This window comes from Streptomyces sp. ITFR-21, from assembly GCF_031844685.1.
GTDB lineage: Bacteria > Actinomycetota > Actinomycetes > Streptomycetales > Streptomycetaceae > Actinacidiphila.
In genome coordinates this window covers 1,247,985-1,272,844 of record NZ_CP134605.1, presented here as the reverse complement: position 1 = coordinate 1,272,844, position 24,860 = coordinate 1,247,985, and the positions used below count along the sequence as shown (strand labels likewise).

17 protein-coding genes, 1 tRNA gene and 1 pseudogene are annotated in these 24,860 nt (G+C 71.0%); 12 read left to right on the top strand and 7 right to left on the bottom strand.

From position 1 onward, the window contains the following. Nucleotides 1-27: 27 nt before the first annotated feature. Nucleotides 28-507, bottom strand: coding sequence for a nitroreductase family deazaflavin-dependent oxidoreductase (locus tag RLT57_RS05675; RefSeq protein ID WP_311296263.1), 480 nt, complete (start codon nucleotides 505-507; stop codon nucleotides 28-30). A 134-nt stretch (nucleotides 508-641) separates the two neighbouring features. Between RLT57_RS05675 and RLT57_RS05670 the strand changes: the two genes are divergently transcribed. The 3 genes from RLT57_RS05670 to RLT57_RS05660 all read left to right on the top strand — a co-directional run bounded on the left by RLT57_RS05670 (nucleotide 642) and on the right by RLT57_RS05660 (nucleotide 4,289). Further along, on the top strand, nucleotides 642-1,133 hold the full coding sequence (locus RLT57_RS05670) for a MarR family winged helix-turn-helix transcriptional regulator (RefSeq protein ID WP_311296262.1): 492 nt from the start codon (nucleotides 642-644) through the stop codon (nucleotides 1,131-1,133). A 145-nt stretch (nucleotides 1,134-1,278) separates the two neighbouring features. Beyond that, nucleotides 1,279-2,664 carry a pyridoxal phosphate-dependent decarboxylase family protein gene (locus RLT57_RS05665; protein WP_311296261.1) on the top strand — a complete coding sequence of 462 codons (1,386 nt, stop codon included), beginning with the start codon at nucleotides 1,279-1,281 and terminating at the stop codon, nucleotides 2,662-2,664. Next, nucleotides 2,661-4,289: a lysine N(6)-hydroxylase/L-ornithine N(5)-oxygenase family protein gene (locus tag RLT57_RS05660; RefSeq protein WP_311296260.1), complete on the top strand. Its 1,629-nt coding sequence runs from the start codon at nucleotides 2,661-2,663 to the stop codon at nucleotides 4,287-4,289. Before RLT57_RS05665 ends, RLT57_RS05660 begins: the two co-directional genes overlap by 4 nt. Here RLT57_RS05660 and RLT57_RS05655 read toward each other — a convergent pair. After that, nucleotides 4,258-6,081: a bifunctional metallophosphatase/5'-nucleotidase gene (locus tag RLT57_RS05655; RefSeq protein WP_311296259.1), complete on the bottom strand. Its 1,824-nt coding sequence runs from the start codon at nucleotides 6,079-6,081 to the stop codon at nucleotides 4,258-4,260. The two genes, RLT57_RS05660 and RLT57_RS05655, sit on opposite strands and share 32 nt — an antisense overlap. A gap of 333 nt (nucleotides 6,082-6,414) precedes the next feature. Between RLT57_RS05655 and pyk the strand changes: the two genes are divergently transcribed. The 6 genes from pyk (at nucleotide 6,415) to RLT57_RS05625 (ending at nucleotide 14,256) form a co-directional block, all read left to right on the top strand. After that, nucleotides 6,415-7,851, top strand: a complete 1,437-nt coding sequence (gene pyk / locus RLT57_RS05650) for a pyruvate kinase (RefSeq protein WP_311296258.1) — start codon at nucleotides 6,415-6,417, stop codon at nucleotides 7,849-7,851. A gap of 531 nt (nucleotides 7,852-8,382) precedes the next feature. Then, complete coding sequence (locus RLT57_RS05645) at nucleotides 8,383-9,633, top strand: branched-chain amino acid ABC transporter substrate-binding protein (RefSeq protein WP_311296257.1); 1,251 nt, start codon at nucleotides 8,383-8,385, stop codon at nucleotides 9,631-9,633. Nucleotides 9,634-9,769: 136 nt separating this feature from the next. Beyond that, on the top strand, nucleotides 9,770-10,699 hold the full coding sequence (locus RLT57_RS05640; protein ID WP_311296256.1) for a branched-chain amino acid ABC transporter permease: 930 nt from the start codon (nucleotides 9,770-9,772) through the stop codon (nucleotides 10,697-10,699). A 5-nt stretch (nucleotides 10,700-10,704) separates the two neighbouring features. Beyond that, entirely contained in the window at nucleotides 10,705-12,600 is a 1,896-nt protein-coding gene (locus tag RLT57_RS05635) for a branched-chain amino acid ABC transporter permease (RefSeq protein WP_311296255.1), read from the top strand. A 7-nt stretch (nucleotides 12,601-12,607) separates the two neighbouring features. Next, the gene (locus tag RLT57_RS05630) at nucleotides 12,608-13,543 is read left to right on the top strand and encodes an ABC transporter ATP-binding protein (RefSeq protein ID WP_311296254.1); all 936 of its coding nucleotides are present in this window, start codon (nucleotides 12,608-12,610) and stop codon (nucleotides 13,541-13,543) included. After that, a complete protein-coding gene (locus tag RLT57_RS05625) occupies nucleotides 13,540-14,256 on the top strand; it encodes an ABC transporter ATP-binding protein (RefSeq protein WP_311296253.1) in 717 nt (238 codons plus the stop codon). The genes RLT57_RS05630 and RLT57_RS05625 overlap by 4 nt, the downstream gene beginning before the upstream one ends. 98 nt (nucleotides 14,257-14,354) lie before the next feature. Here the strand turns inward: RLT57_RS05625 and RLT57_RS05620 are convergent, their stop codons facing one another. Then, nucleotides 14,355-14,939, bottom strand: coding sequence for an ANTAR domain-containing response regulator (locus tag RLT57_RS05620; protein WP_311300588.1), 585 nt, complete (start codon nucleotides 14,937-14,939; stop codon nucleotides 14,355-14,357). Nucleotides 14,940-15,126: 187 nt separating this feature from the next. On the opposite strand from RLT57_RS05620, the gene RLT57_RS05615 reads away from it, so the two are divergent. Further along, nucleotides 15,127-15,201, top strand: a tRNA-Leu gene (locus tag RLT57_RS05615). Between the two features lie 472 nt (nucleotides 15,202-15,673). Next, nucleotides 15,674-15,814 (top strand): annotated as a pseudogene (locus tag RLT57_RS33250) (helix-turn-helix domain-containing protein); the annotation flags it as partial. Nucleotides 15,815-15,822: 8 nt separating this feature from the next. Here RLT57_RS33250 and RLT57_RS05605 read toward each other — a convergent pair. From RLT57_RS05605 to RLT57_RS05590, 4 genes are all read right to left on the bottom strand, one after another. Next, nucleotides 15,823-16,635, bottom strand: a complete 813-nt coding sequence (locus RLT57_RS05605) for a hypothetical protein (RefSeq protein ID WP_311296252.1) — start codon at nucleotides 16,633-16,635, stop codon at nucleotides 15,823-15,825. Between the two features lie 58 nt (nucleotides 16,636-16,693). Further along, the gene (locus tag RLT57_RS05600) at nucleotides 16,694-18,574 is read right to left on the bottom strand and encodes a serine/threonine-protein kinase (RefSeq protein WP_311296251.1); all 1,881 of its coding nucleotides are present in this window, start codon (nucleotides 18,572-18,574) and stop codon (nucleotides 16,694-16,696) included. A 200-nt stretch (nucleotides 18,575-18,774) separates the two neighbouring features. Further along, nucleotides 18,775-19,257 (bottom strand): PaaI family thioesterase, encoded by a 483-nt coding sequence (locus RLT57_RS05595; RefSeq protein ID WP_311296250.1) that lies wholly within the window; start codon nucleotides 19,255-19,257, stop codon nucleotides 18,775-18,777. Nucleotides 19,258-19,313: 56 nt separating this feature from the next. Further along, nucleotides 19,314-21,599, bottom strand: coding sequence for an FdhF/YdeP family oxidoreductase (locus RLT57_RS05590; protein WP_311296249.1), 2,286 nt, complete (start codon nucleotides 21,597-21,599; stop codon nucleotides 19,314-19,316). 330 nt (nucleotides 21,600-21,929) lie between these two features. On the opposite strand from RLT57_RS05590, the gene polA reads away from it, so the two are divergent. Next, the gene (gene polA / locus RLT57_RS05585) at nucleotides 21,930-24,641 is read left to right on the top strand and encodes a DNA polymerase I (RefSeq protein WP_311296248.1); all 2,712 of its coding nucleotides are present in this window, start codon (nucleotides 21,930-21,932) and stop codon (nucleotides 24,639-24,641) included. Nucleotides 24,642-24,860: the final 219 nt, after the last annotated feature.

The window sequence follows — 24,860 nt, the reverse complement described above, 5'->3', positions numbered from 1 at the left end:
CCCGCGGCGGAGCCGGGCCCGCCGCGGTCAGCCCCGCTCCACCGGGTCGAGCCGGAACACGGGCAGCTCCCGGGCCGTCCGCCGAGCCGAGGACCCGTACAGCGGCCACCGTTCGACCAGGCGCGGCCACACGCGCTCGCGTTCCGCGCCGACGATTCCGCGGGCCGTGACGGGGAACCGCCTGCCGCGCAGCTCCAGCCAGGCAGCCGGGTCGGCGGTCAGGTTGAACGACCAGGCGGGGTCGACGTCCCGGGTCCAGTTGGAGCCGACCACGAAGTACGCCCCGTCGTACTCGACGTAGGTGACCGGCGCCACCCGGGGCAGACCGCTGCGGCGGCCCGTGGTCGTCAGCAGCGCCACCCGCACACCGGTCGCCGCAGAGGCCGACCAGCGGCCGTGGCTGAGCCGCTGCAGCAGGACGTCCGCGCGCGGCAGGACCCGCCTGCTGATCGCCACGGCCGGCCGGCTGTCCAGCGCCCGCTCGCGCATCGCGTCCATACGTGTCATACATGTCAGAGTACCTCTATGGTCGGAATCACCGAAGAATGAGAGATTCGATCATCTATGGGCCGGATGGTGATGACTGGTCGGTCGGTGACCGCGATATTCTGAAGGTCCGAAGATCGGCGGGAGTCATGGACATGGACGGCAGCGCGGCACGAGGCGGCGGCACCACGGGTGCGGGCGCCGACACCGGCAGACACCTCGCGGAGCGCACCGCGTTCCAGGTCTACCGGCTCGGCGAACTGGTCTTCCGCGCCGCCGAGACCGGACTGGCCGCCCTGGCGCTGAACGGCCGGACGTACTTCGTCCTGGCCGGCATCGAGCAGGGTGGGCCGGTCTCCCAGCAGGACCTGTCCCGGATGTTCGGCATCGACCCGACCACCATCGTGGCCATCGTCGACGAACTGGAACGCGCCGGTTCGGTCCGCAGGGAACGCAGCACCGTGGACCGCCGCCGCTACGAACTGCACCTGACGCGCGAGGGCGCCAGGACGCTGCGGGCCGCCCACCGGGTGATGGACGAGGTGGAGGCGGAGTTCCTCCGCCCGCTGGCACCCGCCGACGTCCCGCACTACCGGGCCCTCACCCAGCAGGTCCTCGACCGGCACCGGCCGGTCGGCCGCCGCTGACCCCGCCCGGCCGCCCGCGGCCGCACCGCCGGGCGGACGGGCCGGTCCGGGCGCCGGCGCACCGGTACGTTCCCATTCGGCGCAATCGTCGTTGAGCAGGGCGAGTCAGCTCAACGACGATTGCGCCGAATGGTGAGGACCGCCCATGCCGATGCCCGCGCTTGCCGGAGGACGCCACGGGGCGCAGGAGTTGCGCCCCCTGGTCGAGGTCGTGCTCAGCGCCCTCGCGGAAGGAGCACGCAGCCGCGGCGGGGTGGTACCCGCCGGCGGGCCCGAGGCGGTGGCCGCCAGCGTCAAGGAGACCCTGGGCGAGGCGCTGCCCCGCGACGGCCGCGGCGAACGGGAGGCCCTGTACACCCTGGTCCGGCTGCTGGCCGCCGGCGCCGTCGACCCCGCGGAACCGCACTGCGTCGGCCACCTGCACTGCCCGCCGCTGGCCGTCGCCACCGCGGCCGACCTCGCCGTGTCCGCGCTGAACCCCTCACTGGACTCCTGGGACCAGGCACCGGCCGCCGGCGAGCTGGAGACCCGGGTCACCGCCGCGCTGGCCGCACTGGCCTACCCCGACCTGCCCGCCCCCGACGCCCTGGTCACCACCGGCGGCACCGAGTCCAACCAGCTCGCGCTGCTGCTGGCCAGGGAACGCGCGGCCGGCGGCCCCCGGCTCCAAGTGGTCTGCGGCGCCAGCGCCCACCACAGCGTGCGCCGCGCGGCCTGGCTGCTCGGCCTGCCCAGCCCCCTGGTGATCGACACCCCCGCCGGCCTGCTCGACCCGGCCGCGGTCGCCGCCGCGCTCGACGAACTGCCGGTCCGCGCCCTGGTCGTGGCCACTGCGGGCACCACCGACACCGGCGCCATCGACCCGCTGCCGGAGATCGCCGCGGCCACCGCCCGCCACCGCGCGGAACTGCACGTGGACGCCGCCTACGGCGGGCCGCTGCTGTTCAGCGAACGCGAGGCCGGCAAACTCGACGGCCTCCAGTCCGCCGTCTCGGTCACCCTCGACCTGCACAAGCTCGGCTGGCAGCCGGTCGCCGCCGGACTGCTCGCCGTCCCCGACGGCGCCGCCCTGCGCCCGCTGAACCACCGGGCCGACTACCTCAACGCCGCCGACGACACCGACGCGGGACTGCCCGACCTGCTCGGCCGGTCGCTGCGCACGACCCGCCGCCCCGACATCCTCAAGGCCGCGGTCACCCTGCGGGCACTGGGCCGGGAGGGCATGGCCGCCCTGGTGGACCGGGTGTGCGACAGCGCCCGGGAGCTCGCCGACAAGGTCGACCGGCACCCCGCACTGGTCCTGTACGGGCGGCCGGCCATCAGCACGGTGCTGTTCCGGCCCCGGGACGCCGACGACGAGCAGATCGCCGGGCTGCGCCGCCGCCTGATGTACGAGGGCCGCGCGGTCTTCGGCCGGGCCCGCGCCGGCGGCCGGACCTGGCTCAAGGCGACCGTGCTGAACCCGTACCTGCGGCCCGAAGACCTCGACGCGCTCCTGCAGCTCACAACGGAAGGCCCCACCGCCCGATGAACGCCCCGACGCCGCCCACACCCGCCCCGGCCCCCGAGCCCGCCCCCGAGCCCGCCCCGGAGGACGTCCCGGAGGCCGCCGGACCGGCTCCCGAGGCGCCGGCCACCGCGGCAGCCGCCGGCACACCCGGGCCCGCGCCCGCCCGCGGCGGCCCGCCCGCACCGGCGCCCGCGACCGTACCCGCCCGCGGACCCGGGACCGCCCCCGCGGGCGGCGACCGCGCCGCCCCGCGGCCCGGCGGCGACGAACCCTACGACCTGCTCGGCATCGGCATCGGCCCGTCCAACCTGGCCCTGGCCGCGCTCGCCGACGGCATCCCCGCCCTGAACGCCGTCTTCTACGAGCAGCGCACCGCCTTCCACTGGCATCCCGGGCTGCTCCTGGACGGCGCCACCCTCCAGGTGCCCTTCCTCGCCGACCTCGTGACCCTCGCCGACCCGGCCAGCCGCTGGTCGTTCCTGAACTGGCTCAAGTCCCGCGAGCGGCTGTTCCCGTTCTACTTCGCCGAGCGCTTCCACGTGCACCGCGCCGAGTACGACGCCTACTGCCGCTGGGTCGCGGGCGCACTGCCCAGCACCCGCTTCGGGCAGCAGGTCGACTCGGTGCGCTGGGACCCCGCCGGCGCCCGCTTCGAGATCGACCACACCCGGCTCGACGCCCACGGCGAGGCCGAGGCACTCGGCCGCACCCACGCCCGCCACCTCGTCCTCGGCATCGGCACCGCCCCCTACGTGCCCGAACCGCTGCGTCCGCTGGAGGAGGCCCCGACCGTGCCGGTGGTGCACTCCGCGCACTACCTCGACCACCGCGAGCGGCTGCTGGCCGCCGACCACATCACCGTGATCGGCTCGGGGCAGTCCGGCGCCGAGGTCTTCCTCGACCTGCTGCGGGCCCGCCCGGCCGGCCGGGAGCGCCTCACCTGGCTGACCCGCACCACCGCCTTCGCGCCCATGGAGTACAGCAAGCTCGGCCTGGAGCACTTCACCCCCGACTACGCCCGCTACTTCCACGGCCTGGCCGAACCGGTCCGCGACCGCCTGATGCCCCGCCAGTGGCAGCTCTACAAGGGCATCGGCGCCGAGACCATCGGCGCGATCCACGACGAGTTCTACCGCCGCACCCTGGACGGCGGCTGGCCCGACGCCGTCCTCACCCCGGGCGTCACGGTCCGCGCCGCCGGCCGGATCGGCGCCCAGAGCGTCGAACTCCACCTGGAGCACCCCGACCAGGGCACCCGTGCCCGGCTGGTCACCGGCGCCGTGGTGCTCGCCACCGGCTACCGGGAGCGCCCGCTGGAGCGGCTGCTGGCCCCCCTGGACCCGTACGTGGGCAAGGACGAGGCCGGGCGGCCGAAGATCGACGCCCGGCACCGGATCGAACTCGACCGGTCCGTCACCGGGCGCGTCTACGTACAGAACGCCGACCGCCACAGCCACGGCGTCGGCGCCCCCGACCTGGGCCTGGCGGCCTGGCGGGCGGCGGGAGTGCTCAACGACCTCACCGCACTGCTCACCGGCGAGGAGCACTACCCGCTGCCCGACCGGACCGCCTTCACCACCTTCGGCCTGGACGGCGCCGCAGCGAGCGACGTCCCTACCCGAACAGCGGCACTCCGGCGCGGGTGAGCCGCCACTCGTCGCCGCCGAACGACGTCGGGTCGATCGTGCCGTGCGCCTGCACCCAGGCGATGATCGTGTTGCGGATCTCGTCGGAGTTGGACCACACCGACGGGGCGGCCGCCACGTGCGGGTAGTTGCTGCCGCCGCTGGAGCGGTAGTTGTTGACCGCCAGCACGAACTGCGCGGCCGGGTCCACGGGCGCGCCGGCGTACGTCAGGCCGGTGATCCGGGAGCCGGCCGGCTGCGCGATGTCGATGTCGTACGACACCCCGCTGAGCACGTCGTAGCTGTAGTCGGGGATGTTGGCGGCGTTGGTGAGCTTCGTGACGTCCACCGGCGCGTCCGGCGCGGTCTGCGCGAAGTAGCGCGCCGACCACTCCAGGTAGTCCTTGACCTGGGCGCCGGTGAGGATCTTGGCGTCCAGGGTGTTCTCGTAGACGTACAGCCCGGCCACGTCCCGCAGCGACACCTGCCCGGCCGGTATGGCGGCGGTCCGGGAGAACGGCGACGCCTCGGACAGCACCGGCAGCGACGCGTACGCGGTGCCGGCCAGCGCCGCCTTGACCGTGTCGGCCTGCACCAGGTTCAGGAAGTCGATGATCGGGGTGTCCTTGTACGTCGACTCGGCCGCCGACATCGCCTGCGCGCAGGTGCCGATGACCTGGTTGACGTAGGCCACGACCTTCTGGTGCTCGTCGCGGACCAGCCGGGCCACCACCGGGTCCTCGGCGACGGTGTTGGCGTTGCGCACCTCGGCGGTGACCGAGGTGACCTGCCAGCTGCCGTGGACCAGCTCCAGGCCGATGTCGAAGACGCTCAGCCGCATGCCCCACATCAGCGGCTCGGACAGCACCACCGTTTTGCCGGTCCGCTCGTTGACCACCAGGGTCTGCGGGCGCTCGACGTGGGTGTGCCCGACCAGGATCGCGTCGATGCCGGGGACCTGCGCGGCCACCAGCGAGGAGGCGTTCTCCGGGTACGGCACCGCGTCGCCGTAGGAGGTGCTGCCGTCCAGGCCGGAGTGGTCGGTGCAGATCACCACGTCGCAGCCCAGCGCGCGCAGCCTGGGCACGTAGACGCCGGCCTGCTCGACCAGGCCGGGGAAGGCCATCCTGCCCTGCACGTTGGCCTTGTCCCACACCGCGATGCCGGGGTTGGTCAGGCCCAGCACGCCGACCTTGACCGGCGGGGCGCCCTCGACGTGGATCTCCTTGACCAGGTAGGGCGGGAAGGCGGGCTTGAGGGTCCTGGCGTCGACGGCGTTCGCCGCCAGCAGCGGGAAGTCGCACTGGTCCTGGAAGGCGCGCAGCAGCGGGATGCCGTAGTTGAACTCGTGGTTGCCGAGCGCCGCCGCGTCGTACTTCATGTGGTTCATGGCCAGCGCCATCGGGTGGCGCGGGCCGCGGCGGGCGCCGGTGATCGGCTCCACCCGGGCGTAGTAGTACGACAACTGGGTGCCCTGGATGATGTCGCCGGCGTCGATCAGCAGGGTGTGGTCGTGGCCCTTCTCGTGCCGGGCCGCGGCGACGAGGGTGGCGACCTTGGCCAGGCCGATGTCGTTGTGGGTGGCGTCGTCGTATTCGGCGTTGGTGAAGTAGTCCCAGTTCAGCGCGTGACCGTGCAGGTCGGTGGTGCCCAGCACGCGCAGGCTGAAGGTCCTCGGCGCGTGCTGGTGCCCGTGGTGGCCGTGCCGCTGGTCGGCGGCCTGCGCGGGGGCCGCGCCGGCCGCGCCGGCCAGCGCGACGCCGGCGCCGGTGGCGGCCGAGCGGTTGATGAAGTCCCTGCGGTTGAGGGGCATCCGGTCTCCCAGTGAGGGTGGTGGGACAGAGGGTACGACGCGCGTAGATTCTGACCCACCGCGGGCCGGTGCGACAGCCCCCGGCGCGACCGGCCGTTGGCCGGGACGACCCCTGCGGCGATCCCGGGCCGGTCCCGGGAGCGGTCCGCGGCGACCGCGGAGAGTCCCCGGCGGCCCGGTAAGGCACGCTTCCGGCCACCGAGGGTGACCGAAATGCTCATCGGAGCGGCACCCCGCACACTTCGATACTTGTCAACAAGCGCTAAACCAGCCGTCGTTGAGCAGTTGCCGGCGTCGCGTTCCCTACCAACGAGTAAGTCATACGCTCGACACATGCGCCGAGCCAAAATTGTCTGCACCCTGGGACCCGCCACCGACTCCTACGACCAGATCAAGGCACTGGTCGACGCCGGTATGGACGTGGCCCGACTCAACCTGAGCCACGGGTCGTACGCCGAACACGAGGACCGCTACCGACGGGTCCGCAAGGCCGCCGACGAGAGCGGCCGCAGCGTGGGCATCCTGGTCGACCTTCAGGGCCCGAAGATCCGGCTCGGCCGTTTCGCCGAAGGACCGGTACTCCTCGAACGCGGCGACGAGTTCACCATCACCATCGACGACATCGAGGGCGACCAGCAGATCTGCGGAACCACCTACAAGGGCCTGACCGCCGACGTCGCCCGCGGCGAACGCATCCTGGTCGACGACGGCCGCGTCACCCTGGAGGTCACCGACGTCGAGGGCCCCCGGGTGCACACCATGGTCATCGAGGGCGGCATGGTCTCCGACCACAAGGGGCTCAACCTCCCCGGTGTCGCGGTCTCCGTCCCCGCACTGTCCGACAAGGACGTCCGCGACCTGCGCTGGGGCCTGCGGATCGGCGCCGACGTGATCGCGCTGTCCTTCGTCCGCAGCGGCCGCGACATCGACCCGGTGCACCGGATCATGGACGAGGAGGGCCGCCGGGTCCCGGTCATCGCCAAGGTCGAGAAGCCGCAGGCGGTCGACAACCTGGAGGACATCGTCGACGCCTTCGACGGCATCATGGTCGCCCGCGGCGACCTGGGCGTCGAGATGCCGCTGGAAGCCGTACCCATGGTGCAGAAGCGCGCCGTCGCCCTCGCCCGCCGCAACGCCAAACCGGTCATCGTCGCCACCCAGATGCTCGACTCGATGATCGACAACTCCCGACCCACCCGCGCCGAGGCCAGCGACGTCGCCAACGCCGTCATCGACGGCACCGACGCGGTGATGCTGTCCGGCGAGACCAGCGTCGGCAAGTACCCGATCGAGACCGTCAAGGTGATGTCCCGGATCGTCGCCGCCGCCGAGGAGGACGTCCTCGCGGCCGGCCTGCCGCCGCTCACCGACCACAACAAGCCCCGCACCCAGGCCGGCGCCGTCGCCCGCGCCGCCGCCGAGATGGGCGACTTCCTCGGCGCCCGGTTCCTGGTCGCCTTCACCCAGTCGGGCGACACGGTCCGGCGGCTGTCCCGCTACCGCTCGCCGATCCCGGTGCTCGCCTTCACCCCCGAGCCCGACACCCGCTCCCAGCTCAACCTGACCTGGGGGGTGGAGACCTTCCTCGGCCCGATGGTGCAGACCACCGACGAGATGGTGCAGCAGGTGGACGAGCAGCTGCTGCGGATCGGCCGCTGCAAGAAGGGCGACGTGGTGGTCATCACGGCCGGCTCGCCGCCCGGCGTGCCCGGCACCACCAACCTGGTCCGCGTCCACCACATCGGCGAGGACGACTCACCCAAGGCGTAATGCGGTATCCGAATTTTGGTCCTGACCCACCCGTGCCCCCGCCCGGCGTCGCCGGCGGGGGCGCTGTCATTCCCATTCGGCGACCGCCGGGCAATCCGGGGGGCAATCACGGGGCAATCGCCGGGAATTAACCCTCCGTAACGCGGTCGCAATACGGATTCAAAGATCCACCACCCCCCACCCGCACTCGAACCGCCCGGATATTCCCCGCCGGGCGATCTTGCCGGTGTCCTGCCCGCAAGCTGCCCCGACCAGTCCACGCCACACCGGAAGTGCGGGTTCTCACCATCCGGACACATGTACAAAGCACTCGAATCCGGACAGCTGTGCCGTTGAAACCTCAGTAGAACCTCAAGAGTTTCGGATTGGCATAACAAGACAGTCACACTCTTCCCCACACCGCTGCCTGATTCCCCTTGACGCGCCTAGAGTCACGGCCAGTCACCGCGCCACCGGATTAGTCAGTCCGGGTAACGGCGCTCGACTTCGGCCTCTCATCAGAGACGGCCGTGCCCGGGGAAAGGACTGATCGTGCAACACCGTTCCTTGCTGATACTGACCTCCGTGCTCGCCACCGGAGCGCTCACCCTCACCGCTTGCGGCTCGCGTAGCGACGACGACAAGAAGGGCAGCGGGGACAGCAGCAGCGCCGCCAACACCACGGTCGTCATCGGCGTCGACGCCCCGCTCACCGGCCAGAACTCCGCCACCGGCCTCGGCCTCCAGTACGGCGTGCAGATCGCGGTCGACGACGCCAACGCCAAGAAGCTCGTCCCCGGCGTGACCTTCAAGGTCAAGGCCCTCGACGACAAGGCACTGCCGGCCAGCGGCCAGCAGAACGCCACCGCGCTCGTCCAGGACAACACCGTCATCGGCGCCGTCGGCCCGCTGAACTCCGGTGTCGCGGGCTCCATGCAGCAGGTCTTCGCCACCGCCAACTTGGTCGAGATCTCCCCCGCCAACACCAACCCCACCCTGACCCAGGGCAACAACTGGAGCACCGGCAAGAAGGTCCGCCCCTTCAAGACCTACTTCCGCACCGCCACCACCGACGCCCTGCAGGGCGGCTTCGCGGCCGACTACGCCTACAACACCGCCAAGAAGGCCGACGCCTTCGTCGTCGACGACAAGCAGACCTACGGCGCCGGCCTCGCAGGCATCTTCAAGGACAAGTTCGCCGACCTCGGCGGCAAGATCGCCGGCACCGACCACGTCAACACCGGCGACACCGACTTCTCCACCCTCGTCACCAAGATCAAGAGCTCCAAGGCCGACCTGCTCTACTACGGCGGCCAGTACGACGAAGCCGAACTCATCACCAAGCAGCTCAAGGCCGCCGGCGTCAAGATCCCCCTCATGGGCGGCGACGGCATGTTCTCCGACACCTACATCTCCACCGCCGGACCCGCGGCCGAAGGCGACTACGCCACCTCCGTCGGCGTCCCCGTCACCACCCTGCCCACCGCCCAGGACTTCATCAAGGCCTACAAGGACAAGCACTACCCCGGCGACTACGGCACCTACGGCGGCTACTCCTACGACGCCGCCACCGCCATCATCAAGGCCGTGAAGACCGTCGTCGACGCCAACGGCGGCAAGCTGCCCGCCATCAGCGACGCCCGCGCCAAGGTCGTTGAAGCCGTCCAGAACAGCGACTTCGACGGCATCGCCGGCCACGTCTCCTTCGACGAGTTCGGCGACACCACCAACAAGCAGCTCACCGTCTACCAGGTCAAGGACGGCAAGTGGGCCGCCGTCAAGAGCGGCACCTACACCGGCTGACCCCACCCCAGCACCACCCAGGGCCGCGCGGCCGGCCACTCCGACCGCGCGGCCCCCGCTTACCCCGGTTGTCCGCACCACCCGCTCGACGTCCCCTGCACTCCCCCCTGCTCCCCAGCGACATGGAGGCCATGCGGTGCACACCCTGCCGCAACAGCTGGCCAACGGGCTGTTCATCGGCTCGATGTACGGGCTCATCGCCATCGGCTACACGATGGTGTACGGCATCGTCCAGCTCATCAACTTCGCCCACGGCGAGATCTTCATGACCGGCGCCTTCGGCGCCCTCACGGTCTGGATCAACCTCCCCGACGGCTTCAGTATCTGGCTCGCACTGCCCCTGATGCTGATCGGCGGCGCCATCGTCTCCGTACTGATCGCCGTCGCCGCCGAACGGTTCGCCTACCGGCCACTGCGCAACGCACCACGCCTGGCCCCCCTCATCACCGCCATCGGCCTGTCACTGGCACTCCAGCAGGCGGTCTTCGTCTGGTACCCCGGCGCGGACAACGCCAAAACGTTCCCCCAACTGGGAACCCACCCCTACCACGTCGGCTCCATCGACATCCAGCGCGGCGACATCTTCCTCATCGCCGCCGCCGTCATCTGCATGATCGGCCTCGCCACCTTCGTCCGCACCAGCCGCACCGGACGCGCCATGCAGGCCACCGCACAGGACCCCGACACCGCACAACTCATGGGCATCGACACCAACCGCATCATCGTCATCGCCTTCGCCATCGGCGGCTTCTTCGCCGCCGTCGCCGGCCTCGCCTCCGGCCTCAAATACGGCCAGGTCTCCTACAACATGGGCTTCCAAGCCGGCCTCAAAGCCTTCACCGCCGCCGTCCTCGGCGGCATCGGCAACATCTACGGCGCCATGCTCGGCGGCCTCGTCCTCGGCATCGCCGAATCCTGCGCCTCCGCCTACATCGCCGACATCCCCGGCATGCAACAACTCGGTGGCGGCGGCTGGGCCAACGTCTGGGCCTTCGTACTGCTCATCGTCGTCCTGCTGGTCAGGCCCCAGGGCCTGCTCGGCGAACGCGTCGCGGACAGGGCGTGACCACGATGACCGACATCCCCCTCACCACCGCCGAAACCACCACCCCCACCACCGGCCGCAACCGCCGCACCGCCCCCTTCGTACCGGTGCCGCCCACCGCCGCCCGCGCCATCACCCTGACCGGCGTCGTCGCCACCATCGCCGCCACCTTCCTGTCCTGGACCTACACCACCGACTTCCCCGGCGACCTCACCGTCACCGGCTACCCCGGCGGCCTCCAAGTCCTCACCCTCATCGGCGGCATCCTCACCGGACTCCTCGCCCTCGGCGCCTTCGGCGTCAAAGGTCTGCGCTGGCTCATCCCCAGCCGCAGCAACAACGCCGTACTCCTGCTCGCCCTCGGCACCGCCGCCACCACCTGGTACACCGTCATCGCGATCGCGGTGAAACTCGGCGGCTTCGCCAACCTCGACCCCGGCGGCTTCGTCGCCGCAGCCGCCACCCTCATCCTGCTCATCGGCACCCTCGCCCTGCCCCTGCACCGACACCCGCTGGAAAAACCCGACGCGGAGTTCTACGAACTCGGCTGGTTCGCCGACAAAACCCTTGTCCGCAACGGCTACCGCGCACTACGCGAAGCCCGCCTCCACCACGCCGACCTCCCCGTCTCCGACCCGGCCAAACTCCCCGCCTGGGCCTCCTACCCCATCATCATCGCCATCGCCGCGATCGGCCTCAAAGTCCTCACCTACGGACTCGCCACCAGCTACACCGAGATCTTCGTCGGCTACCTGATCCTCGTCGTCCTCACCCTGTGGGCCCTCAGCGCCGCCGGACTCACCCGGCAGTTCGCCACCATCACCGCCGAACACCGGCCGTTCGCCGCCACCATGGGCTTCCTCGCCGCCGTCGCCTACCCCTTCGCCCAGAACAACGAACACTGGGCCAACCTCGGCGTCAACATCCTCATCTTCGGCACCGTCGCCCTCGGCCTCAACATCGTCGTCGGCCTCACCGGCCTGCTCGACCTCGGCTACGTCGCCTTCCTCGGCGTCGGCGCCTACGCCGCAGCCCTCGTCTCCGGCTCCCAGTTCTCCGTCTGGTCCGGCGTCCAGTTCCCCTTCTGGGCCGCCGCCCTCACCGGCATGGCCGCCGCCCTCGTCTTCGGCGTCCTCATCGGCGCCCCCACCCTCCGCCTCCGCGGCGACTACCTCGCCATCGTCACCCTCGGCTTCGGAGAGATCTTCCGCATCGCCGTCAACAACCTCGACGGCGTCTCAGGCCCCAAACTCACCGGCGGCCCCAACGGCATCGCCCAGATCCCCGACCTGTCGATCTTCGGCTACAACCTCGGCAGCTCCCACGACGTCGGCTCCATCACCCTCGGCCGATTCGGCAACTACTACCTGCTGATGCTGCTCATCACCGTCATCGTCGTCCTCGTCTTCACCCGCGCCGCCGACTCCCGCATCGGCCGCTCCTGGATCGCCATCCGCGAAGACGAAACCGCCGCCACCGCCATGGGCATCAACGGCTTCCGCGTCAAACTCATCGCCTTCGCCCTCGGCGCCTCCCTCGCCGGCCTCGCCGGCACCGTCAGCGCCCACGTCACCTACAACGTCGTCCCCAACCCCTACCAGTTCTCCGGCGCCGCCCCACCCAACTCCGCCTTCCTGCTCGCCGCCGTCGTCCTCGGCGGCATGGGCACCGTCAGCGGACCCGTCCTCGGCGCCGCACTGCTCTACCTCATCCCCGAAAAACTCGGCTTCCTCTCCCGCTACGAACTCTTCGCCTTCGGCGTCACCCTCATCCTCATCATGCGGTTCCGCCCCGAAGGCATCATCGCCAACCGCCGCCGCCAACTCGAGTTCCACGAACCCGACGACGGCGACACCACCACCATCCCCAGCAGGCGGCCCCTCGGCGACGACACCGTCCCCGCCAGCCAGGCAGGGGCGTGACACCACCATGACCACAACCAGCACCCCCGCACCCGTCCCCGCCCACACCCCCGACGAGGGCCCGCTCCTCCAGGCCAGCGGTGTCATCATGCGCTTCGGCGGCCTCACCGCCGTCCGCAACGTCGACCTCACCGTCAACAGCGGCGAAATCGTCGGCCTCATCGGCCCCAACGGCGCCGGCAAAACCACCTTCTTCAACTGCCTCACCGGCCTCTACGTCCCCACCGAAGGCACCGTCACCTACCGCGGCGCCGTCCTCCCCCCCAAACCCCACCTCGTCACCAAAGCCGGCATCGCCCGCACCTTCCAGAACATCCGGCTCTTCGCCAACATGACCGTCCTGGAAAACGTCCTCGTCGGCCGCCACACCCGCACCCGCGAAGGACTGCTCTCCGCCCTCATCCGCGGCCCCGGCTACCACCGAGCCGAAGCGAAATCCCGCGCCCGAGCCATGGAACTCCTGGAGTTCACCGGCCTCGCAGAAAAAGCCGGCCACCTCGCCCGCAACCTCCCCTACGGCGAGCAGCGCAAGCTCGAAATCGCCCGCGCCCTCGCCAGCGAACCCGGCCTGCTCCTGCTCGACGAACCCACCGCCGGCATGAACCCCCAGGAAACCCGGGCCACCGAAGAACTCGTCTTCGCCATCCGCGACCAAGGCATCGCCGTCCTCGTCATCGAGCACGACATGCGGTTCATCTTCAACCTCTGCGACCGCGTCGCCGTCCTCGTCCAAGGCGAACTCCTCGTCGAAGGCACCTCCGAAGTCGTCCAACGCGACGACCGCGTCATCGCCGCCTACCTCGGCGAACCCATCGCCGACAGCACCGACGACACCGCCACGGACACCGCCACCACCGACGACAACGGCCGGGCACCGGCAGACCGGCCCACGCAACACCAGCCGGCCCCGGCCGACGACGAGCAGCAGGAGAACGACCGATGACCGCACTGCTCGAAGTAGAGGACCTCCGCGTCGCCTACGGAAAAATCGAAGCCGTCAAAGGCATCTCCTTCTCTGTCGAAGCCGGCCAGGTCGTCACCCTCATCGGCACCAACGGCGCCGGCAAAACCACCACCCTGCGAACCCTCAGCGGCCTTCTCAAACCCATCGGCGGCCGCGTCACCTTCGACGGGAAAGTCCTCACCCGGGTCCCCCCGCACAAGATCGTCGCCCTCGGACTCGCCCACTCCCCAGAAGGCCGCCACATCTTCCCCCGTCTGACCATCGAACAAAACCTCCAGCTCGGCGCCTACCTCCGCAAGGACACCAGCGGAATCACCCAGGACATCGAACGCGCCTACGAACTCTTCCCCATTCTCGGAGAACGCCGCCGCCAAGCCGCCGGCACCCTCTCCGGCGGCGAACAGCAAATGCTCGCCATGGGCCGCGCCCTGATGTCCCAGCCCAAACTGCTCATGCTCGACGAACCCTCCATGGGCCTGTCACCCATCATGATGCAGAAGATCATGGCCACCATCGTCGAGCTCAAAACCCAGGGCACCACCATCCTGCTCGTCGAACAGAACGCCCAAGCGGCGCTCTCCCTCGCCGACCAGGCCCACGTCATGGACGTCGGCACCATCAGGCTCTCCGGCACCGGACAAGAACTCCTCCACGACGAAGGCGTCCGCCGCACCTACCTCGGCGAGGACTGAACACCCCCGGCCCCACGGCCACCCCGGCCACCACACAGCCGGACAACACAGAAGGGGGCCCGGCGGCAACCGCCGCCGGGCCCCCTTCCCCGTACCGCCTACTTCTCCGAGACCTCGTCGATCACCGCCTGCGCAACCGCCTGCATCGACATCCGCCGATCCATCGACGTCTTCTGAATCCACCGGAACGCCGCCGGCTCCGTCAGCCCGTACTTCGTCTGCAACACACTCTTCGCCCGATCCACCAGCTTCCGCGTCTCCAACCGCAGCGACAGATCCGCGATCTCCGCCTCCAACGCACGCAGCTCCTGGAAACGACTCACCGCCATCTCGATCGCCGGCACCAGATCGCTCTTGGTGAACGGCTTCACCAGATACGCCATCGCCCCGGCGTCCCTGGCCCGCTCCACCAACTCCCGCTGCGAGAACGCCGTCAGCATCAACACCGGCGCCAACTTCTCCCCGGCGATCCGCTCCGCCGCCGAGATACCGTCCAACACCGGCATCTTCACATCCAGGATCACCAGATCCGGCCGATGCTCCTCCGCCAGCTTCACCGCCGACTCCCCGTCACCGGCCTCACCGACGACGGAGTAGCCCTCCTCCTCCAACATCTCCTTCAGATCCAGCCGGATCAACGCCTCGTCCTCCGCGATCACGACCCTCGTCGTCACCGACGGCACACGCGACGCCTGCCCCTCGGGCGGCGCCTGCGGCTCAGCCTGCGTCGACTGCTCATCCTGAGGGGTAGCGGACTCATCGGGCGCGCTCACGGTGCTCCTCGGTTCACGACGGCGACTGCACGTAGAGCCTACCTAGCTCCGCTAGGGTTGGGGGGCGGATGGGGTAAGCTATCCTTTGTTTCGTTAGGCCCCAGTACTCCAACTGGTTAGAGAGGCGGCTCTCAAACAGCCGAAAGTGTGGGTTCGAATCCCACCTGGGGCACTTTGCCTGTGAATCCAAGGTTCGCATTATCCCTGGGAAGGTCGCTGCACAGGGTGAATGTGCGGGCGGTTCTCTGCGTGACCCCCCGAGCGCGAAGCAGGCTCGGGCCGTGTACGACTCCAAGATCCGCTACCGGGCCGTCGCTCTCGTGCGCTCAGGCATTCCGAACGCCGAGGTAGGCACCGGCTCTGTGTACCGGCTGGCACCATCGGCTACCGGGTCACACGGACCGGGCCAACCGTGGTGAGTGTCCCGGCAGAGTGCGGCCGTGCCCCCGATGCGACGGCTCTCCCCTCGGCACCACCGCCTACGGCTACCTGCCCCGCCTCTGCCGCGGCGACGGCCACATCTCGCAGTACTCCGGTCACCGCGTGCCGAGCCTGATGACCACATGCGCTGACGACCGGCCCGGCCTGATGGACGCTGCTGAGACGGCGATGCGCGCGGTCTTCCCCCCAACGGGACGTGCCGTCGCGGGTTGTACTGCGACACCCTCGACAAGGCCGGCGTCGAGTGGCGCGTCACCCGGCGCGGTGGGCAGCCGTACGGCATCTCCGTCGCCCGCCGGGCGTCCGTCGCGCTCATGGACGTGCATGTGGGTCCGAAGTGGTGAGGGGGCGGTCAGGCGGCGCAGTGGTAGGGGAAGGTGGTGGAGGCCGTGCGGTGGTCGGGGGTGAGGATGTCGAGAGTGGCGGTGGCGGTGAGGGAGCCGGGGCCGTCGAAGCTCCATAGGAGGACGACGTCGGTGGTGCGGTGGCCCTTGGCGATGTGCTGGGTGAGGTTGTCGGAGACCGTGCCGTCGCTGCGGCGCCAGCGGTAGCGGACGGTGCCGGCGTCGCCGCTGGTGTGGAGGGTGCCGATGATCTTCGCGGTGCTGTGGCAGCCCTGGGTGGCGGCGCTGTCGCGGACGGTGACGCTGTCGACCGTGACCGAGCCGGGCAGGTGCTGCCAGAGCAGGTAGGCGAGGACGGCGAGCAGGACGACGAGGGCGAGCAGCCAGGAGCGGGGGCCGCGGCGGCGGCGTTCGGCCGTGCCGGGCGGGAGGAGTGGTTGGCCGGGTTGTACGGTGCCGTGCCAGACGGCGGCGGTGTGGGCGGTTCCGGTGGTGGTGGCGGTGCCGGGTACGCCGGGGCCGAAGCGGCGTAGGCCGGCGGTGGGGTGCTGCGGGGTGCCGGTGACCGGGGCGGGTACGGCTGCGGGCGCGGGTTTTGGCGGGGCGGTGGGCTGGGGGACTTCGCTGGACCATGAGTCGGGGTCGAGTACGGTCCCGAGGGGCGGCTCGCTGGTGTCCGCGGGCGTGGTGGGGCCGGTGCCGTACCCGGTCGCGGGGCCGGGTTTGGTGCCGGTGCCGGGGCCGCCCAGCCGGTAGGTGGCGTCGTCGGGGCGGCCGGGTTGTCCGGTGAAGGGCAGGCGCGGGTCGCGGGGGTTGGGCATGGTGGACTTCCCTGAGGGCGGGCGGGTGAGCGGGGGTGGCGGGGGGAGGGGCGCCGGATCAGGTGATGACGGGGTAGCAGGCGCGGATCGTGGCGGGGTTGCCGCTGGTGGAGGCGGCGCTCGGGCTGGTGGCGGCGGACAGGCCCCAGTACGGGCCGGGGTCGTTGCCGAAGTAGCGCACGTAGTTCTGGCTGAACGACGTCTTGCCCTTCGGGAGGGTGACCGACTGCGTGGCCACGGGGATTCCCGACGATGTGGCGCTGCGGCCGTGGAACCAGGTGAGGGTCAGGGTGCCGCCGGTTCCGTTGGTCTGGACGGTCACGGTTCCGCTGACGACGCTGTCGTCGCAGGAGAGGCCGCCGAGGGACACGGAGGTCACGTGCGGGGGCGGCGGGGCGGTGGTCGTCGGTGGCGCTGCGGGTTTCGTGGTCGCAGTGGTGGCGGTGGGTCCGCTTTTCGTCGGTCCGGTGGTCGGTGCCGCGGGGGTGCCGGGTCCTGTGGTGGTCGCTGTGGGGGCGCCGGTCGTGGGGAGGCTTGTGCTGTCGTCGGGCGGGGCGGAGGAGGCCGATGCCGACGCGGAGGGGCTCGCCGATCCGGACGCGGTCGGTGCTGCCGAGGGTGTGGTGCTTGTCGTGGGGGCGGTGGTGAGGTCGGTGGGCTGGCCCGAGGTGAGGGTGGTCAGGGCGGTCGGGGTGGTGGTGGAGGACGCGTCGGCGACGGGTCCGTTGCCGCCGGTCGCGACCGCGGTGAAGGCGAGTGCGCCGGTGATGAGGACGACGGTGACCGCGCCGGCCAGGAGTCTGCCGTGTCGGCCGAGGCGTGGTCGGCGTCTTCCGCTGTGGGGTGGCAGGGAGCCGAGGGCGCCGGCCGGCGCGGCGGGCCCGGCGCCGAGACCGACACCGGTACCGGCGGCGCCGCCCGCTCCTGGGTTCGCCGGGGCGCCGGCTTCGGCGCCGCCGCCGGGGCTTTGGCCGAGTCGGGTGTGGGCCAGGGCGGTGGTGGCCGCGGTGCCGCCCGCGGCGGAGGGCAGCAGCAGGGGCAGTAGGGCGACGAGGGCGGCGAGTTTGCGCTGTCCGCGCTCCTCCCAGTCCGGGCCGTACGCGTCGGTGGCGACGGCTTGGAGTTCGGCGACGAACTCGGCGGCGCTCTGAGGGCGTTCGGGCGGGGTTTTGGCGAGGCCGCGGCTGATGAGCGGGCGGACCGGTTCGGGTACCTGCTCGTCGGGTATGGGGGCCTCGGTGTGCTGGACGGCCAGTTCGAACATGGTGGTGCCGGCGTAGGGCTTGGTACCGGTGAGGCACTCGTAGAAGGTGGCGGTGGCGGCGTAGACGTCGGTGGCGGGGGTGGCCGGGCCGCCGGTCCATTGTTCGGGGGCCATGTACGAGGGGGTGCCGGCGACGGTGCCGCTTTCGCCGCTGCGGACGGCGACGCCGAAGTCGACGAGTTTGGAGCCGCCGTCGGCGGTGACCAGGATGTTGGCGGGCTTGTAGTCGCGGTGGACGACGCCTGCGGCGTGGGCTGCGGCCAGGCCGAGCAGGGAGCCTTTGAGGACGGTGAGGGCGGGTTCGGGGTCGGTGGCGCCTTCCTGGCTCAGCAGGGTGTGCAGCGAGATGCCGTCGACGAGTTCCATGACGATGGCGGCGTCGGGCCCGTCCTCGACGTATTCGTAGAAGCGGGCGATGTGCGGGGAGTCGAGGCCGCCGAGGAGGGTGGCCTCGTCGCGGAACGCCTCCCGGAAGCGGTGGTCCTGGCCGAGTGGGCCGGACAGGTATTTGATGGCCACTGCGGTGCCGGTCGTCTGGTGGCGGGCCAGTACCACGAGGCCGGAGGCGCCGGCGCCGAGGTCTCGTTCGTGGGTGTAGCCGGGTACCACCCAGCGTTCGGCGCCGTCACCGGGCCCGCCGTGCGCGGGTCTGCCGGAGCCGTCGTTGCTGTCCATCGTGTGCTGTCCCCCTCAGGAACCCCCGGTGGCGCTCCCTCGCCCGTACGTCGGTCGGTGGGGCGGGGGCCGCCGGGGTGCGTCCGTGCGCTCGCAGATGTCGACGCACAATACTGCCCCGGGGGTTCCGCGGCATTCACCGGCGCGGCGCGGCGCGCGGCGGTCGGTCGCGGTGGTGAGGGGGCGGGTCGGGCGGTGTTCTAGGGAGTGGGGGCGGTGGCGCCGGTGGCGGTGGTGGGGCGGAGCATGCAGGTGAGGCGGGCGGTGCAGACGCGTTTGCCGGCTTCGTCGGTGATGGCGATCTCGTAGGTGGCGGAGGAGCGGCCGCGGTGGACGGGGGTCGCGGTGCCGGTGACGGTGCCGGAGCGGAGGCCGCGGTGGTGGGTGGCGTTGAGGTCGACGCCGACGGCGATTTTGGTGGGGCCGCCGTGGAGCATGGCGCCGATGGAGCCGAGGGTTTCGGCGAGGACGGCGGAGGCGCCGCCGTGCAGGAGGCCGTAGGGCTGGGTGTTGCCCTCGACGGGCATGGTGCCGACCACCTTGTCGGGTGCGGCCTCGGTGACGCGGATGCCCATGCGGTCGCCGAGGTGTCCCGCGGAGAACAGGGACCGCAGGTCCACGCCGAGGTCGGCGTACTGCTCCAGGATTTCCGGGGGGAACGTGGTGGTGGTCTGCTCGCCCATACCGTGGCTCCGTTCTCTGCTTGGCCGTTGCACAGGTTTCTACCGGACGTGTGCCGTCAGGTGCGCGCGGGGTCCCTGTGTTCGAGCCGGATGACCACGGATTTCGACGCGGGGGTGTTGCTGGTGTCGGCGGTGTGGTCGAGCGGGACGAGGACGTTGGTCTCGGGGTAGTAGGCGGCGGCGCAGCCGCGGGGTGTGGGATAGCAGACGACGCGGAAGCCGTCGGCGCGGCGTTCGGTGCCGTCGGTCCATTCGCTGACGAGGTCGGTGTAGTCGCCGTCGGCGAGTCCGGCGGCGGTGGCGTCGTCGGGGTGCAGGAGGATGACGCGGCGGCCGCCTTTGATGCCGCGGTAGCGGTCGTCCAGGCCGTAGATCGTGGTGTTGTACTGGTCGTGCGAGCGAAGGGTCTGGAGCAGTAGCCGCCCCTGGGGTAGGTGGGGGTATTCGAGGGGGGCGGCGGTGAAGTTGGCTTTGCCGGTGGCGGTGGGGAAGGTGCGGGAGTCGCGGGGGGCGTGCGGGAGGGTGAAGCCGCCGGGGTGCCGTATCCGGGCGTTGAAGTCGGTGAAGCCGGGGACGACGCGGGCGATGCGGTCGCGGATCAGGTCGTAGTCGTGTTCGAAGTCGGCCCACGGTATGGGGCTGTGGTCGCCGAGGACGGCGCGGGCCAGCCGGGAGACGATGGCGGGTTCGGACAGCAGGTGGGGTGAGGCGGGGGTGAGGCCGCCGTGGGAGGCGTGGACCATGCCCATGGAGTCCTCGACGGTGACGAACTGTTCGCCGCGGGCTTGGCGGTCCTTCTCGGTGCGGCCGAGGGTGGGCAGGATCAGGGCCCGTGCTCCGGTGACGGTGTGCGAGCGGTTGAGCTTGGTGGAGACGTGGACGGTGAGCCGGGCGCGCCGCATGGCCGCTTCGGTGACGGCGGTGTCGGGGGAGGCGGCGACGAAGTTGCCGCCCATGGCGAAGAAGACTTTGGCGGCGCCGTCCCGCAGGGCGCGGATGGCGCGGACGACGTCGTAGCCGTGGGTGCGGGGCGGGGTGAAGCCGAATTCTTCTTCCAGGGCGTCGAGGAAGGCGGGGGCGGGTCGTTCGAAGATGCCCATGGTGCGGTCGCCTTGGACGTTGGAGTGGCCGCGGACGGGGCAGACGCCGGCGCCGGGGCGGCCGATGTTGCCGCCGAGCAGCAGGCAGTTGACGACTTCCCGGATGGTGGGGACGGCGTGCTTGTGCTGGGTGAGGCCCATCGCCCAGCAGACCACGGTGCTTTTGGCGGCGCGGACCAGGGTGAACAGCCGGTCGATCGCGGCCTGGTCGAGGCCGGTGGCGCGGGTCACCTCGTCCTGGTCGGTGGCGAGCGCGGCGGCCCGGTAGGCGGCGAAGCCGTGGGTGTGGGTGGTGATGAAGTTGTGGTCGAGGGCGTCGGCTTCGATGAGGAGCCGGCTGAGGGCGCGGAAGAGGGCCTGGTCGCCGCCGAGCCTGATGGGCAGGTGCAGGTCGCTGAGTACGGTGCCGGGTCCGGCGAGGCCGGCCGGGGTCTGGGGGTTGCGGAAGCGTTCCAGACCGGCTTCGGGCAGCGGGTTGACGGAGACGATCCGGGCGCCGGCCCGCTTGGCCTTTTCCAGGGCGGACAGCATCCGGGGGTGGTTGGTGCCGGGGTTCTGGCCGGCGACGATGATCAGTTCGGCCTGGTGGAGGTCGTCCAGGAGCACGCTGCCCTTGCCGACGCCGAGGGTTTCGGTGAGTGCGGATCCGGACGACTCGTGGCACATGTTGGAGCAGTCGGGGAGGTTGTTGGTGCCGAACTCGCGGGCGAAGAGCTGGAAGAGGAAGGCGGCTTCGTTGCTGGTGCGGCCGGAGGTGTAGAAGACGGCTTCGTCGGGGGTGGTGAGCGCGGTCAGTTCGTCGGCGATCAGGGCGAAGGCGTCGTCCCAGCCGATGGGCCGGTAGTGGGTGGCGCCTTCGGCGAGCAAAACGGGTTCGGTGATGCGGCCCTGCTGGCCGAGCCAGTAGCCGCTGCGGTCGGCGAGGTCGGCGACGGGGTGGGCGGCGAAGAAGTCGGGGCCGACCCGGCGCAGGGTCGCCTCTTCGGCGACGGCTTTGGCGCCGTTCTCGCAGAACTCGAACGTGTGCCGGTGGTCGCCCTCCGGCCAGGCGCATCCGGGGCAGTCGAAGCCGTTCTTCTGGTTGACCTTGAGCAGGGTGAGCGCGGTGCGCCGGGCGCCCATCTGGGCGCCGGCGATCTTCGCGGTGTGCGCGATCGCGGGCAGCCCCGCGGCGGCGTGCTTCGGCGCACCGACGTGCGGTGCGTCCTGTACGGGGTCGCCTGCCGGCGGCTTCTTCGCCATACCCCGATCCTGCCACTTCCCCCCCGCCACCGCCGCCGGCCCCGCCACCGCCGCCGGGCCCACCCCCGCCCCACGCGCCCCGAACGGCCGGGGATGCCCCCGCGTCTGCCGGCGGTGCCACCGGTAGCCGGTGAGCCGAAGGCCGCGCCGGTGTCGAAAGAGACGAGGAGAAGGGAGCGACGAAGGAGCGACCGTACGACGAGGACCGTCGACACCGGATCGAAGCGGCCGGAGGCGAGAAGGCGGCAATAAGGGGGGCGGCCGCAGGCGAGGTGGCGGCGAAAAAACACCAGCAAAAAATTGTCGGTGCTGCGTGGGAGGATCGGTGACGTGGCAGAGAAAGCAACGAAGACGACGACCGACCGCCCGCGGCTGCTGCTGCTGGACGGGCACTCGCTGGCGTACCGGGCGTTCTACGCGCTGCCCGTGGAGAACTTCAACACCGCCACGGGCCAGCCGACGAACGCGGTCTACGGGTTCACGTCGATGCTCGCGAACACGCTGCGTGACGAGCGCCCGACGCATCTGGCGGTCGCGTTCGACGTCTCGCGCAAGACCTGGCGGTCGGAGGAGTTCCCCGAGTACAAGGCGACCCGGTCGAAGACCCCGGACGAGTTCCGCAGCCAGGTCGAGCTGATCGGCGAGCTGCTGGACGCGATGTCGGTGCCCCGGTTCGCGGTGGAGGGCTTCGAGGCCGACGACGTCATCGCCACGCTTGCCGTGCAGGCCGAGGCGCTGGGGTACGAGGTGCTGATCGTCACCGGCGACCGGGACGCGTTCCAGCTGGTCAGTGAGCATGTGACGGTGCTGTATCCGACGAAGGGCGTCTCCGAGCTGACCCGGTTCACCCCGGAGAAGGTGGTCGAGAAGTACGGCCTGAGCCCACGGCAGTATCCGGATTTCGCGGCGCTGCGCGGTGACCCGTCGGACAATCTGCCCGGGATTCCGGGAGTGGGGGAGAAGACCGCCGCCAAGTGGATCATCCAGTTCGGGTCGTTCGCGGAGCTGTGCGAGCGGGCGGACGAGGTGAAGGGCAAGGCGGGTGACAACCTGCGGGCCCATCTGGACGCGGTGAAGCTGAACCGGCGGCTGACCGAGATGGTCCGTGACGTGGAGCTGCCGGCCACCGCGGAGCAGCTGGCCCGGGAGCCGTACGACCGGGTGGCGCTGGGCGGGGTGCTGGACGTGCTGGAGTTCCGCAACCCGAACTTCCGGGAGCGGTTGTTCGCCGCGGATCCGGGCGCGCGGCAGGAGGAGGCGGCGATTGCCGAGGGCGTCGCCGTGGACGGCACGCTGCTGGCGCCGGGCGCTCTGCCGGGCTGGTTGGAGGCGCACGCGGGGGCGCCGCTGGGTCTGGCCAGCGTGGACACCTGGGAGCTGGGCAGCGGCAGTGTCACGGCGGTGGCGCTGGCCGGGGCGCAGGACGCGGCCTGGTTCGATCCGGCGCGACTGGACGAGGCCGACGAGCGGGCGTTCGCGGGGTGGCTGGCGGACCCGGACCGGCCCAAGGTGCTGCACAACGCGAAGAACGTGACACGGGTGTTCACCGAGCACGGCTGGCGGATCGACGGCATCACGATGTGCACGGCGCTGGCCGCGTATCTGATCAAGCCGGGCCGCCGTTCGTTCGCGCTCGACGTGTTGTCGGTGGAGTACCTGGGGCGTGAGCTGGCCCCGGCGGACACCGGCAGCGGCCAGTTGGCGTTCGGCGAGGAGGACGAGGGCGACACCGCAGCCGCGGAGGCGCTGATGGCGCAGGCGCGTACGGTGCTGGACCTCGGTGAGGTGTTCGGCGGGCGGCTGCCGGAAGTGGGCGCCGTCGAGCTGCTGCACGAGGTGGAGCTGCCCACGTCGGCGCTGCTGGCCCGGATGGAGCGAACGGGTATCGCCGCCGACCGGGCGCATCTGGAGGGGTTGGAGCAGCAGTTCGCCGCGGCGGTGCAGCACGCGGTGGCGGAGGCGCACGCCTCGGTCGGGCACGAGTTCAACCTGGGGTCGCCCAAGCAGCTCCAGGAGGTGCTGTTCGGTGAGCTGGCGCTGCCCAGGACGAAGAAGACGAAGACGGGTTACACCACCGACGCGGACGCGCTGGCCTGGCTGGCCGCGCGGACCGAGCACGAGTTGCCGGTGATCATGCTGCGCCACCGGGAGCAGGCCAAGCTCCGCGTCACGGTGGAGGGCCTGGTCAAGACGGTCGCGCCGGACGGGCGTATCCACACCTCGTTCAGTCAGACGGTGGCCGCCACCGGCCGGCTGTCGTCGACGGACCCGAACCTGCAGAACGTACCGGTGCGGACGGACGAGGGCCGGGCGATCCGGCGCGGCTTCGTCGTCGGCAAGGGGTACGAGTCGCTGCTGACGGCCGACTACAGCCAGATCGAACTGCGGGTGATGGCGCATCTCTCCGAGGACGAGGGCCTGATGGCCGCGTTCGCGTCGGGGGAGGACCTGCACACCACGGTCGGCTCGCAGGTGTTCTCGGTGCCGCGGGACAAGGTGGACGCCGAGATGCGCCGCAAGATCAAGGCGATGTCGTACGGGCTGGCATACGGTCTGTCGGCGTTCGGCCTGTCGCAGCAGCTGGGGATCGAGGCGGCCGAGGCGCGGGCGCTGATGGACACCTACTTCGAGCGGTTCGGCGGGGTGCGGGACTATCTGCACCGGGTGGTGGAGGAGGCCAGGGGCACCGGGTACACCGAGACGCTGCTCGGGCGGCGCCGCTATCTGCCGGACCTCACCAGCGACAACCGGCAGCGGCGCGAGATGGCCGAGCGGATGGCGTTGAACGCCCCGATCCAGGGTTCGGCCGCGGACATCGTGAAGATCGCGATGCTGCGAGTGGACGCGGCGCTCGCCGAGCAGGCGCTGGCGTCGCGGATGCTGCTCCAGGTGCATGACGAGATCGTGCTCGAAGTCGCCCCGGGGGAGCGGGAGCAGGTCGAGGAGCTGGTGCGCCGCGAGATGTCGGGGGCGTATCCGCTGCGGGCCCCGCTGGATGTGTCGGTGGGGGTCGGCCCGGACTGGGAGTCGGCGGCGCACTGAGCGGGCGCCGGCCGGGAGGCCGTCCCGTGCGGCGGTCGGGAGGCGCTCGGCGCTGCGGACCGCAGGGGGACGGCCGGGGGGCGGTCCGGGCGGTGGGCCGGCCGCCGAAATCCGGGTGCAAGCCCGCCACTTGTGCTGACATCGCACGATACCCGTGTGAACGTGTCGCGTCCCCTCGGTGAAGGCTCTCCCGAGGAGGGCCGGGCCGTGCCCAATTGC

Excerpts from the sequence above, each read along its gene's own strand:
- RLT57_RS05635 (WP_311296255.1), top strand. The coding sequence starts at position 10,705 with ATGACCGACATCCCCCTCACCACCGCCGAAACCACCACCCCCACCACC.
- RLT57_RS05670 (WP_311296262.1), top strand. The coding sequence starts at position 642 with ATGGACGGCAGCGCGGCACGAGGCGGCGGCACCACGGGTGCGGGCGCC.
- RLT57_RS05595 (WP_311296250.1), bottom strand. The coding sequence starts at position 19,257 with ATGGGCGAGCAGACCACCACCACGTTCCCCCCGGAAATCCTGGAGCAG.
- pyk (WP_311296258.1), top strand. The coding sequence starts at position 6,415 with ATGCGCCGAGCCAAAATTGTCTGCACCCTGGGACCCGCCACCGACTCC.
- RLT57_RS05605 (WP_311296252.1), bottom strand. The coding sequence starts at position 16,635 with ATGCCCAACCCCCGCGACCCGCGCCTGCCCTTCACCGGACAACCCGGC.
- RLT57_RS05655 (WP_311296259.1), bottom strand. The coding sequence starts at position 6,081 with ATGCCCCTCAACCGCAGGGACTTCATCAACCGCTCGGCCGCCACCGGC.
- RLT57_RS05625 (WP_311296253.1), top strand. The coding sequence starts at position 13,540 with ATGACCGCACTGCTCGAAGTAGAGGACCTCCGCGTCGCCTACGGAAAA.
- RLT57_RS05665 (WP_311296261.1), top strand. The coding sequence starts at position 1,279 with ATGCCGATGCCCGCGCTTGCCGGAGGACGCCACGGGGCGCAGGAGTTG.
- RLT57_RS05590 (WP_311296249.1), bottom strand. The coding sequence starts at position 21,599 with ATGGCGAAGAAGCCGCCGGCAGGCGACCCCGTACAGGACGCACCGCAC.
- RLT57_RS05600 (WP_311296251.1), bottom strand. The coding sequence starts at position 18,574 with ATGGACAGCAACGACGGCTCCGGCAGACCCGCGCACGGCGGGCCCGGT.
- RLT57_RS05660 (WP_311296260.1), top strand. The coding sequence starts at position 2,661 with ATGAACGCCCCGACGCCGCCCACACCCGCCCCGGCCCCCGAGCCCGCC.
- RLT57_RS05630 (WP_311296254.1), top strand. The coding sequence starts at position 12,608 with ATGACCACAACCAGCACCCCCGCACCCGTCCCCGCCCACACCCCCGAC.
- RLT57_RS05675 (WP_311296263.1), bottom strand. The coding sequence starts at position 507 with ATGACACGTATGGACGCGATGCGCGAGCGGGCGCTGGACAGCCGGCCG.